We start from the raw sequence: 11,768 nt of genomic DNA, 5'->3' as shown, positions 1-11,768 counted from the left end.
ACGGCTTGCAAAGCCGTCATTGCGCAACGAAATCCAGTCAACCAACGAACCAGCCAGGGGAGTGTCTCGCATGGGCGTCAGCGTCGGCGTGCTCGATCATTTCAACATCCGGACCCGCAACCTCGCCGAGACGGTCCGCTTCTATGAAGACGTGCTCGGGCTGGAGAACGGCGCCCGGCCGAACTTCGCCTTTCCTGGCGCCTGGATGTACAGCGAGGGGCGCCCGGTGGTGCACCTCGTCGACATCTCGCCGACCTCAGAGGCACAGAAGCCGGACTCCGGCGTCGTCCACCACGTCGCCTTCGTCAGCCGCGGCTTCGCCGGCATGAAGGCGCGGCTCGCCGCCAAGGGCATGCCGTTCGAGGCGCGGCAGGTGCCGGGCGGGGAGCTGTGGCAGATCTTCGTGCGCGACCCCAACGGCGTGATGATCGAGCTCAATTACGAGGCAGCGAAGGAGCGGGCCGAGGATGCGCCGGTCGAGACCGCCTCCGACATCGGAACCATGGTGGCGTTTTGAGCCGGTCGGCCTTATGAAGCAGCGCAACGCAGGGCCGGAGCGGTGCCGTCGCAGACGACGGAAGATCATGTCCGGCCAACGGGATAGGGCGCGACGATGTGGCGCGTTCTGAACTTCTTCAGGAGACGCGCCGTGAGCGTGACGCAGCAGCAGGTTATCGAGGCACTCAAGCGGGTCCGCTCGCCACGTGGCGTGGCGCTGCCGGACGCCGGCGTGCTGTCGCCGATCACGGCCAATGACGGCAAGGTGTTCTTCTCGATCAATGTCGAGGCCAGCGAGGCCCGCGCCTGGGAAGACACCCGCGCGAAAGCCGAAGCCGCCGTGCGCGCCATACCCGGCGTGACCATGGCGATGATCGCGCTGACCGCGGAGCGCAAGGCGGGCGCTGCCGCCCCGCCGCCGCGACAGGGCGGCGTGCAGCCGGTCGCGGCGCATCGTCCGCATCAGCACCAGCATCCGGCGGACTCGCCGATGTCCCGGCAGGCCGCGATCCCGGGTATCGCGGCCGTCATCGCGGTGGCCTCGGGCAAGGGCGGTGTCGGCAAGTCGACCACCGCGATCAATCTCGCGCTGGGCTTGCGCGATCTCGGCCTCAAGGTCGGGCTGCTCGACGCCGACATCTACGGCCCGTCGGTGCCGCGGCTGACCGGGCTGCAGGAAAAGCCCAAGCTCACCGACGACAAGAAGATGATTCCGCTGTCGCGGTTCGGCCTATCGATCATGTCCATCGGCTTTCTCGTCGACGAGGACAGCCCGATGATCTGGCGCGGCCCGATGGTGATGTCGGCGATCAACCAGATGCTGCGCGACGTCGCGTGGGGCACGCTCGACGTGCTCGTCGTCGACATGCCGCCGGGCACCGGCGACGCCCAGCTGACCTTGGCGCAGAACGTGCCGCTGAAGGGCGCCGTGATCGTGTCGACGCCGCAGGACCTGTCGCTGATCGACGCCCGCCGCGGGCTTGCGATGTTCCGCAAGGTCAACGTGCCCGTGCTCGGCATCATCGAGAACATGAGCTACTTCCAGTGCCCGCAATGCGGCACCCGCTCCGACATCTTCGGTCATGGCGGCGCGCGCCACGAGGCCGAGCGGCTCGGCGTGCCGTTCCTCGGCGAAATCCCGCTGCACATGGACATCCGCTCGACGTCGGACGCCGGCAACCCGGTGGTCGAGAGCGAGCCGAAGGGTCCACATGCCGCGATCTACCGGGCCATCGCCGCGTCGGTGCGGGATCAGCTCAAGGATGCGATCGCCGCTGCTTGATGCACTGCAGCGAAGCGTGTGCGACTATTGGACCGTTTGTCATTCCAACGTCGCGTTTTCGCTTAACCGGTTCCGTGCTAAAGCCCGGCCCGGATCGCCTTCGACCGTGTGCGGCCAATCGCATCGGCGGATAAATGCTTTTTCAACGGGAAAACGCCCCCAACAAGGAGATGCCTTAATATGAAGCGTCGTGATTTTCTGAAGGTCTCGGCCGCCGGTGCCGCCGCGTCGGCAGCGGTGGCCTCGCCTGCGATCGCGCAGTCGATGCCCGAGATCAAATGGCGGTTGACCTCCAGCTTCCCGAAGTCGCTCGACACGATCTATGGCGGCGCCGAATATATGGCGAAGCAGGTTGCCGAGATGACGGACAACAAGTTCCAGATCCAGGTCTTCCAGGCTGGTGAGCTGGTGCCGGGCCTGCAGGCGCTCGACGCGACCTCCAAGAACACCGTCGAGATGTCCCATACGGTGTCGTATTATTACGTCGGCAAGGACCCGACCTTCGCGATCTTCGCCTCGGTGCCGTTCGGCCTGAACGCCCGGCAGCAGAACTCCTGGCTATATCAGGGCGGCGGCAACGAGCTCGCCAACGAGTTCTTCAAGAAGGCCGCCAATGTCATCGGCTTCCCCTGCGGCAACACCGGCACCCAGATGGGCGGCTGGTTCCGCAAGGAGATCAAGACCGTCGCCGACCTTTCGGGCTTGAAGTTCCGCATCGGCGGCATCGCCGGCCAGGTGCTGCAGAAGCTCGGCGTCGTGCCGCAGCAGCTCGCGGGCGGCGACATCTACCCGTCGCTCGAGAAGGGCACCATCGACGCCGCCGAGTGGGTCGGTCCGTATGACGACGAGAAGCTCGGCTTCCAGAAGGTGGCGAAGTACTACTACTACCCGGGCTTCTGGGAGGGCGGTCCGACCGTCCACGCCTTCGCCAATCTCGACAAGTGGAACGAGCTGCCGAAGCACTATCAGTCGATCCTCGCCAACGCGACGGTCAATGCCAACACCTGGATGGCCGCGCGCTACGACCAGGTGAACCCGGCGGCGCTGAAGCGCCTGGTCGCCGGCGGCACGCAGCTGCGGCCGTTCACCAACGAGGTGCTCGAGGCCTGCCTCAAGGCGACCAACGAGCTGTGGGGCGAGATCTCGGCCAAGAACGCCGACTTCAAGAAGGTCATCGACGCGATGCAGGCCTACCGCTCGGATGAATATCTGTGGTGGCAGGTTGCCGAGTATACCTACGACAGCTTCATGATCCGCTCGCGTACCCGCGGCTGATCGCAAACTTCAGATCGGCGGATCGACGTCAGCCCGGCCTCGCGAGAGGCCGGGCTTTTGCGTTGCGACAACGTTTCGCAATGGCACTCCGACGCACTTTGATCCACACTGGAACTGAAGCCTCACAAAGAAGGCTGCTCAGGAAACGAACACAATGACCCCCAGGGAGGGAAGAACTATGAAGCGGAGAGACTTCATCAAGGTGACCGGGCTTGGCGCCGCTGGCGCGGCCGCGATCGCAGCGCCGGCCATCGCACAATCGATGCCGGAGCTGAAATGGCGCATGCCGACGAGCTGGCCGAAATCGCTCGACACCTTGTATGGCGGCGCCGAGATCATGGCCAAGGTGGTCGGTGAGGCCACCGACAACAAATTCCAGATCCAGCCCTTCGCCGCCGGCGAAATCGTGCCCGGCCTGCAGGTCCTCGACGCCGTGCAGAACGGCACCGTCGAAATCGGCCACACTGCGTCGTACTACTATTTCGGCAAGGACCCGACGTTCACCTTCGGCTCGTCGGTCCCGTTCGGGCCGAACATGCGCATCAACCAGGCCTGGTACATGCTCGGCGGAGGACGTGAGATCCTCAACGAGTTCTACGCGAAGTACAATGTCGTCTCGCTGCTTGCCGGCAACACCGGTTGCCAGATGGGCGGCTGGTTCCGCAAGGAGCTCACCGGCGTCAACGATCTCAAGGGGCTGAAATTCCGCGTCGGTGGCTTTGCCGGCCGCGTGCTGCAGAAGCTCGGCGCGGTGCCGCAGCAGATCGCCGGCGGCGACATCTATCCGGCGTTGGAGAAGGGCACGATCGATGCGGCCGAGTGGGTCGGACCCTACGACGACGAGAAGCTCGGCTTCGTCAAGGTCGCGCCCCACTACTACTATCCGGGCTGGTGGGAGGGCGGACCGATACTGCTTTCCTTCGTCAACCAGGATCGTTGGAATGCGCTGCCCAAGAACTATCAGAAGATCCTCGAGCATGCCGGCCATTATGCCAACAACTGGATGATGGCGAAGTACGACCAGAGCAATCCGGCGGCGCTGCGCCGGCTGCTCGCCGCCGGTGCCAAGCTGCATGCGTTCTCGCCGGAGATCATGCAGGCCTGCCTGAAGGCTGCCCGCGAGCTGCACAACGAGGTCGCGGCCACCAACCCCGACTTCAAGAAGACCTATGAGTCGCTGTCGGCCTTCGCCGGCAATGGCTACTCCTGGTTCCAGGTCGCCGAGATCGGCTACGACGCCTTCATGGCGCGCAATCCGCTGAGCTGAGACCGGCGCCGTATCGCGTCAGGAGCCAGCGACAAAACAAAACCCCGGCGCGTTGCGCCGGGGTTTTTCGTGGGCGGAGCGATTGCGCGTCGCGGCCATCACTGCTTCGGCGGTCCGACATCGATCTGAGGCGGGCCGAAATCGAGCGGCGGCGCGTCGATCTGCGGGATATCGATCTTGATCGAGTTCGGATCGACCGTCGACGCCGCGCCCTTGTAGTGCATGACCATCGATGGGAACAGGATCACCAGCATCACCATGATCATCTGGATCACCACGAACGGCACCGCGCCCCAATAGATCTGCCCCGTCGTGACCGGCTCCATCCTCTTGCCGGTGACGCGGTCGAGATAGGAATCCTTCGGCGCCACCGAACGCAGATAGAACAGCGCGAAGCCGAACGGCGGGTGCATGAACGAGGTCTGCATGTTGACGCCGAGGATGACGCCGAACCAGATCAGGTCGATGCCGAGCTTTTCGGCTGCGGGTCCCAGCAGCGGGATGATGATGAAGGCGAGCTCGAAGAAGTCGAGGAAGAAGGCCAGCACGAACACGAAGGCGTTGACGAAGATCAGGAAGCCGATCTGGCCGCCGGGCAGGGAGATGAGCAGGTGCTCGACCCAGACATGGCCGTTGACGCCGTAGAAGGTCAGCGAGAACACGCGCGCGCCGACCAGGATGAAGACCACGAAGGCCGACAGCTTGGCGGTGGATTCCACCGCCTGGCGGACCAGGTCGAAGCTGAGCCGCCGCTTGATCGCACCAAGGATGATCGCGCCGGCGGCGCCCATCGCGCCGCCTTCCGTCGGCGTCGCGAGCCCGATGAAGATCGTGCCGAGCACCAGGAAGATCAGGAACAGCGGCGGCACCATCACGAAGGTGGTCTGCTGCGCCATGCGGGACAGGAAGCGGTATCCGGTGGTGCGCTCCAGCACCCAGTTCACGACGGCGACGGCGAAGGCGAACACGATGCCGTAGAACATGCTCAGCACGACGAAGTCGGCGCCGTGATATTCCGAGCCGCGCATCATGAACCAGCCGAACACACAGCTCGCCAGAAACAGCACGCCCAGCGATTTCAGGCCGCGGTCGCCTGAGTCCTCCCGAAAGCCGATCGCATCGGCCGGCAGGCCGGGGGCCGATTTCGGGAAGATCATGCTGGTGAGGAAGGCATAGGCTGCATAGATCGCCGACAGCACGAGGCCAGGGATGAAGGCGCCTTCGTACATGTCGCCGACGGACTTGCCGAGCTGGTCGGCCATGACGATCAGGACCAGCGACGGCGGGATGATCTGCGCAAGCGTGCCGGAGGCGGCGATGATGCCCGAGGCAAGCCGGCGGTCGTAGCCGTAGCGCAGCATGATCGGCAGCGAGATCAGGCCCATCGAGATCACCGAGGCGGCGACCACGCCGGTGGTGGCCGCGAGCAGCGCGCCGACGAACACGACCGCATAAGCGAGGCCGCCGCGGATGGTGCCGAACAGCTGTCCGATGGTGTCGAGCAGATCCTCGGCCATGCCGGATCGTTCCAGCACCAGGCCCATGAAGGTGAAGAACGGAATCGCCAGCAGCGTGTCGTTGTTCATCACGCCGTAGACACGTTCCGGTAGCGCCTGCAGGAAGTCCGGCCGGAATTCGCCGAGCCCGATGCCGACGAGGGCGTAGAACAGGCCGACGGCGCCGAGCGAGAACGCTGCCGGATAGCCGAGCAGCAGCATCACGACCAGCGACCCGAACATGATCGGCGCCATATTGGCGATCAGAAACGCTTCCATTGGATGATCCCCCAGCCCGCCGCTTACTTCTTCTCGATCGCTTCGACGAGGTGCTCGACCTCGGCCTCGATGCCGTGGGGCTTCGAAGCGTGGGGATCCGGGATCAGCCCGCGCATGACCGCGATGCGCTTGATCAGCTCGGACACGCCCTGCGCCAGCAGGAAGGCGAAGCCAAGCATGATGAGGGACTTCGCCGGCCATTGCGGCAGGCCGCCAGCGTTGCTCGATTGCTCGTTGATCTCGATGGAGCGCAGGAAGAAGGGCACGCTGGTGATGATCATCACGATGCAGAGCGGGATGAGGAAGAGCACGTGACCGACGACGTCGATGGTGTCACGCAGCCATTTGGGCATCATGGCGTTGACGATGTCGATGCGGATGTGCTCGTTGTCGAGCAGGGTCCAGGGGGAGCACAGCAGGAAGACGGCTGAGAACAGCACCCATTGCAGCTCAAGCCAGGAATTCGACGAGGTGTCGAGCGTCTTGCGGACGATGGCGTTGATCGTCGAGATGATGACAGCGAGCAGGATCAGCCACGCCAGCCGCTTGCCGGTCCAGGTCGTGAACGCATCGATCCCACGGCTCAATTTCAGCAACGCTTGCAACGCAATCCTCCCCCAAATGTCTTGCGACGTCCCATGGCCCGTTCTGGCTGCGCAGCACATGGCGCAACGGCCTATCCGGCCCGGCAGGCTCAAAAACGGGGGCACCATTTCAGCGCCTCGTGTTGCCGTCAATCGGAAAAATGGGCAAAAATGAGCGTTGCCGCAACATGTTGCAGCAGTGGCGACGCCGCGCCACAGCTGTCGCAGGTCGCCGGGGCCTGGCGATCGCCGGCCGGCGAATGAAGGTCAACGGGCCGAGCGTGAGGGCGGGGGACTCTCGGGTGCGGCCGACGGACCACGTCCGGTGCGCAGCGGTCTTACAGCACCACCACGCCGGAATGCTTGGCCTTGTTTTCGGGTTCGACGTGGATGGTGATCCAGCTGTGCTCGTCGTCCTCGCGCAAGGCTGCCTCGATCCGGTCGCAGATTTCGTGCGCCTGGTTGACCGACATCTCGCCAGGCACCACGAGGTGGAACTCGATGAAGGTCAGCTTGCCGGCATGGCGGGTCCGGACATCATGCGCCTCCAGCGCGCCGCCGGCATGCTGACTGATGATCAGGCGAATGCGCGCCAGCGTGGCGTCCGGGACCGCTTCATCCATCAGCCCGCTGGTGGATTCCTTCAGCACCTGCCATCCCGACCACAGGATGTTCACGGCGACCAGCACGGCCAGTGCCGGATCGAGGATCGGCAGCTGCAACATCACCGCGAGGCCGAGGCCGACCACGACGCCGCCCGAGGACACGACGTCCGTCAGCAGGTGCCGGCCGTCTGCCACCAGCGCCGGCGACCGCAACCGCTTGCCCCGCGTGATCAACAGCCAGCACCAGACCGCATTGATCGCGCTCGCCAGCGCATTCACCGCGAGCCCCTCGACGGGTGCGGAAAACGCCCGCGGATCGAAGAAATTCCCGTAGGCCTCATGGATGATGAGCAGCGCCGCCACGACGATCATGACGCCCTCGATCACCGCGCTGAAATACTCGACCTTGTGGTGACCGAACGGATGGTTGGCATCCGCGGGCTTGGCGGCGATGCGCACCGCGACGAGCGCGACCACGGCGGTGACGACGTTGACGATGCTCTCGACGGCATCGGAGTAGAGCGCGACCGAGCCGGTGATCCAATAGGCGAGATACTTCAGGCCGAGCACGATCGTTCCGACCACGAGGCTGCCGATGGCGAGCTTGAGCGATTGCGAGGCCATGATGTCCTGATCCGATCCCGCGCTGGGGTACCCAACGCTGCGGCGGAACGCAACCAGGGTGGACGCGGTTCGGTGTCGGGAAGGGACTGATAACCCCGGTTTTCTGTGGCCGCCGCGACTGCGTCTATCGGCGGCGTGGCCCCGATCGAAAACTGATCTGTGGACAACAGAAAGTCGCGCCCACGGACATGGGCGCGACCGTGTCGCGGCAAACGCCGATCGCAATGACGCCGCCGACTACTTCTCTTTGATGACCGTGGTGGTGCTGGTCGAGCTGCCGACCGTGCCTTCGTCCTCACAGACCTTGGTCTGGCGGATGCGGTCCTCGGCTTCCACGCGGCTGGTGAACGCCATCGGTCCGATTTGCGTGACGACCTCGCGGTCGGCGGGGCGCGTGGTGGTGATGGTGCAGCGATGGCTCGGTCCCTGCACGATGTAGTATTCGTCAGCGAGCACTGGCGCGACCGATCCGATGATCACTGCGCCGGCAAGAAGAAGGGGTGCTTTCATCGTCGCCTCTCTTTTCAAGAACAGCCAAAAGGGGAGCGGGATTGATGAGGAGTTTTCTGCCTCGTCGTTCGATGCTCCGTGTTTGCAACTCGGCCGGCTGGTCGCAGTTCCGGCGGTTCAAGCGGAGCCTGTATTGACGCGGTGCAGTGTCGGCAGCGATGGACGCGAGATCTCGTCAGGGCGCAGCGACACGCGCGCGGTGGCGCGCTTGCCACGGCCCCAAGCGGTCGCGCCGCGGTTGGCAGGCGAACCGTCGATCATGACCTCGTCTCCGCCTGGTGGCGTCGGCGGTTCAGAGCAGCCTGACGGTCACCTTCGCCTTGCCGGTGTTGTTCGGATAGAATGCATCGTACACCCAGGGCAGCCCGATCACCGCGTCATTGACATAGAGGAACAGCTCACCGCCGCGCTCGGCCTTGAAGCGGGCTTTGTAGGCTTGAGGTGTCGTGTTGGGGGCGGGAACGGGGTCGAGGAAATATTCGTCGACGCCGGTCTCGCCGACCCTGGCGATCAGCCGATACCAGGGACGGAAGAGAACGCGGCGCAGCAGGATGCCTGCGCGGAACGTCCAGCGGGCGTAGCCCCGGACCGTCGAGGTGCGATAGCCCGCGGGGGTGACCGGTCGCCCGGCATCCTCCCACGGGTCGGTCATGGTGACGACGATCTCGTAGGAGAAGCCGGGACGGACTCTCAACCCGGTGGGAGCGCAAACCGCATCGGTCGAGAAATCCCTGGCATCCTGCGGAATGCCTTTGTCGACTGCGACGAGCTCGCGGGCAGGGGTGCCATGGCAAAAGGCGCCCATCGAATCCGCGGCGTTGAACAGGAAATGGCTGATCAGCGTGGCTGCGAGCCAGACGGTGCCGATAGCGAGCAAGAACGGGCCGACATGCCGCTTGCCGTTCCTGATGGCAAACTGATAGGCGCGATTGGTCCGGAGCGCGTAGATGGCCCGATGCAGCGGGCCGGACGGCATCGGGGGCGATGCCCGTTCGCGCCAGATCACGCGCATCCGGTCGCCGATGCGGTCGCTGAGGAATGTCCCGAGCGCGGTCAGCATGACAAGGATGATGATCCCGCCGGCGAACCATTCGGGGTTGGCGGCGTACCAGTCCGTCCACCAGTGCAGCGATGTCGGCAGGAACGATTCGATCAGCCTGACTGCTTCGGAGACCATCCTGATGCGCGAGTCGTATTCGTGCGTGCGATCGAGGTCGTGGAACAGCCAGAAGGCCGCGAGGTGCAGCGAGGCCGCCAGGGTTGCGAAATAGGCGAGGCGCCTGAACCACACCAGATTCCACAGCTTCTCCTGGGCCGCGAACCGGGCGGCCGCGCCGGCCGGCGTTTCGAACGTGGTCGGCCCGAGCGGCGTCAGCGTGCCGTCGTAGCGGACGATCATGTAGTTGTCGGGCAGCCCGATGGGCGCATAGGCATTGCAGCCGCTGTCGATGCGGTCGAAGACGCTTTCGTGGATCTTCGGCATCGATACCTGGACGCCCGCCGCCTGGTCGTTGCAGAGCTCCGACACCTTGCGCGGACCGTATCGATAGTAGGACCCGAGCCCGGAGCGCGAGTTGTAGAGGCGTCCGTCCTTGTCCTGCGACGTGACGATCGACTTGATCGCATCCGGATCGGCCTCGGGCGCGGTCTTGAAGATCAAGCCGCGCTTGACGGCCTCGCCCACGAGCCAGGTCAGGGGAACATAGGAGACGGAATCGTCCGGATAGCCGCCGCCGACATTGGCGTGCATGCCGACGAACCAGACCTGCACCAGTCTTTCGTCATCGATCGTCTTGGCATCCTGTGGCTTGGTCTCGCCCGCCTCGGTCCAGAGCACCGGATGGAAGGTCGTCCTCTCGTCGTCGAGCGCGAGCGCGTGGCGCGCGCATGTCACCCGCGGACTGAGCACGCGATTGGGAAGCTCGAGCGGCCACACCCAGTTGGAGATGCCCCGCGTCATCTCGTCGATCGGTAGCCCATAGGCTGCGACGGTGTCCCACAGCCCGATGAACTCGATCGCCGGGAGGCTTTTTCGCTCGATGAGGTCGAGAGATTTACGGCCCATGATGCGGTCGATCACCGGCACCAGCACATGATCGCGAATCCAGCGGAGCGGCACTTCGATCCGCCAGATCGAATGGTACCCCTTGGCGCGATAGGCGCGATAGGCCTTCACGGCGCCGTCGTGCAGCTCAACCTCGGTGTCGGCAACGATCAGCCCCTGATCGAGCATCAGCGCGGCGAGCACCCGCACGGTGAACGCGCCGCGGCTGAAGCCGAACAGATAGATCTTCGAGCCGTTCGCGTGGTCGTAGTTGCGGCAGACGAACTTATAGGCATCCAGGATGTTGCGCTTGAGGCCGAAGCCGAACGCGCCGCCGAGCAGGGCGAGCGGAACGAACGACGATGCGCCGACGCCGTCGTCATACTTGGCCGCCTGGGCGTTGCCCTGCAGGTCGAGCGCCTGGAACATGCGCCAGACGTTGGTTCGCCACACGCTCGAGGCGGCGTTGCCGGTCCCGTCGGACAGGATGATGATCTTGGGACTCGCCATGCAAAGGACCCCGCTCGACATTGAGAGCCGAGGAGCGGAAGGGTAAACTGAAGGAGAGAGAAATCAACCTGAGATGGTGTGAGGCTTTCGGCGGCGTGGCCGGATGATGCGGAGGGCGCCGCTGCAGCGACGCGGCGACCCGAGGACGAGAAATGCACTGCCCTGCTACCGAAATGCCGCCGTCACCGAAATGCGGTTGCCGTGGCCGTTCGTCGCCCTTCAGGCCGAGTTGATGCGCTCGACGAGATGCGCGCGCGAGGGCGCCGGGTCGAAGCGATCGCCGAAATATTGGGTCTCGTGCGCTACTCCGCCGTCCCGGAATTCCATGACGCTCACCACGTAAGACGGCACGCCATCATAGGTCAGGACCAGTTCGGTCACCCACAGATCGCCGCTCCCGATGATTCGGCGCACTGCGAAGCGCTTCCTGCTGGGCTGCACGAAGCGGCTCTCCTGAATGTTGCGCCGGCCGTGGATACGTTCGCCCGATTGCGGATAATCCAGCACGGCATCGTCGCGATAGATGTCGTGCTCGGCTTCGAAATCATTCACGTCCGATGCATCCCAATGGTGCTGCAAGGCAGCGCGCTTCGCTCTGTCATCCATGGCAATTCTCCCATTCAGGGGCGCGCCCTCATTGCATAGCGTGCCCCTGGCCACTGCGGTCTACAAGCCGGAGAATGGAGCATCCCTCGTCGCCGCCGACGTATCATAGGACGATGTCCGACGCGTCACTACGCTGATCCAAACGGGCGTGGAGAATATCAGCGCTGGTAGTACAGCCGGTGGAGAAA

General features: G+C 64.4%; 11 protein-coding genes. 4 read left to right on the top strand and 7 right to left on the bottom strand.

The features are described 5' to 3' along the window. The first annotated feature begins 70 nt into the window (after positions 1-70). The 4 genes from ACQR0W_RS23570 to ACQR0W_RS23555 all read left to right on the top strand — a co-directional run bounded on the left by ACQR0W_RS23570 (position 71) and on the right by ACQR0W_RS23555 (position 4,322). Positions 71-517: a VOC family protein gene (locus ACQR0W_RS23570; RefSeq protein ID WP_315827817.1), complete on the top strand. Its 447-nt coding sequence runs from the start codon at positions 71-73 to the stop codon at positions 515-517. Between the two features lie 132 nt (positions 518-649). Beyond that, a complete protein-coding gene (locus tag ACQR0W_RS23565) occupies positions 650-1,780 on the top strand; it encodes an Mrp/NBP35 family ATP-binding protein (RefSeq protein WP_315752566.1) in 1,131 nt (376 codons plus the stop codon). 180 nt (positions 1,781-1,960) lie between these two features. After that, positions 1,961-3,055, top strand: coding sequence for a TRAP transporter substrate-binding protein (locus tag ACQR0W_RS23560; RefSeq protein WP_315752567.1), 1,095 nt, complete (start codon positions 1,961-1,963; stop codon positions 3,053-3,055). 178 nt (positions 3,056-3,233) lie between these two features. After that, positions 3,234-4,322, top strand: a complete 1,089-nt coding sequence (locus tag ACQR0W_RS23555; RefSeq protein ID WP_315752568.1) for a TRAP transporter substrate-binding protein — start codon at positions 3,234-3,236, stop codon at positions 4,320-4,322. A 98-nt stretch (positions 4,323-4,420) separates the two neighbouring features. On the opposite strand, the gene ACQR0W_RS23550 is transcribed toward ACQR0W_RS23555, so the two are convergent. From ACQR0W_RS23550 to ACQR0W_RS23520, 7 genes are all read right to left on the bottom strand, one after another. Continuing rightward, positions 4,421-6,097, bottom strand: coding sequence for a TRAP transporter large permease (locus ACQR0W_RS23550; protein WP_316170861.1), 1,677 nt, complete (start codon positions 6,095-6,097; stop codon positions 4,421-4,423). A gap of 23 nt (positions 6,098-6,120) precedes the next feature. Then, a complete protein-coding gene (locus ACQR0W_RS23545) occupies positions 6,121-6,702 on the bottom strand; it encodes a TRAP transporter small permease subunit (protein ID WP_315752570.1) in 582 nt (193 codons plus the stop codon). Between the two features lie 317 nt (positions 6,703-7,019). Continuing rightward, the gene (locus ACQR0W_RS23540) at positions 7,020-7,910 is read right to left on the bottom strand and encodes a cation diffusion facilitator family transporter (RefSeq protein WP_315752571.1); all 891 of its coding nucleotides are present in this window, start codon (positions 7,908-7,910) and stop codon (positions 7,020-7,022) included. Positions 7,911-8,147: 237 nt separating this feature from the next. After that, on the bottom strand, positions 8,148-8,420 hold the full coding sequence (locus ACQR0W_RS23535) for a hypothetical protein (RefSeq protein WP_315717640.1): 273 nt from the start codon (positions 8,418-8,420) through the stop codon (positions 8,148-8,150). Between the two features lie 117 nt (positions 8,421-8,537). After that, entirely contained in the window at positions 8,538-8,681 is a 144-nt protein-coding gene (locus ACQR0W_RS23530; RefSeq protein WP_316170859.1) for a hypothetical protein, read from the bottom strand. Positions 8,682-8,712: 31 nt separating this feature from the next. Further along, complete coding sequence (locus ACQR0W_RS23525) at positions 8,713-10,974, bottom strand: DUF2235 domain-containing protein (RefSeq protein WP_316170858.1); 2,262 nt, start codon at positions 10,972-10,974, stop codon at positions 8,713-8,715. Positions 10,975-11,193: 219 nt separating this feature from the next. Next, complete coding sequence (locus ACQR0W_RS23520; protein ID WP_315752573.1) at positions 11,194-11,580, bottom strand: nuclear transport factor 2 family protein; 387 nt, start codon at positions 11,578-11,580, stop codon at positions 11,194-11,196. Between the last annotated feature and the right edge of the window lie 188 nt (positions 11,581-11,768).

Source organism: Bradyrhizobium sp. HKCCYLRH1034 (assembly GCF_051168375.1).
In the GTDB taxonomy this organism is placed as follows: Bacteria; Pseudomonadota; Alphaproteobacteria; order Rhizobiales; family Xanthobacteraceae; genus Bradyrhizobium.
Note: the sequence above shows the minus strand (reverse complement) of the source record. Positions and strands in the feature narration are given on the sequence as shown.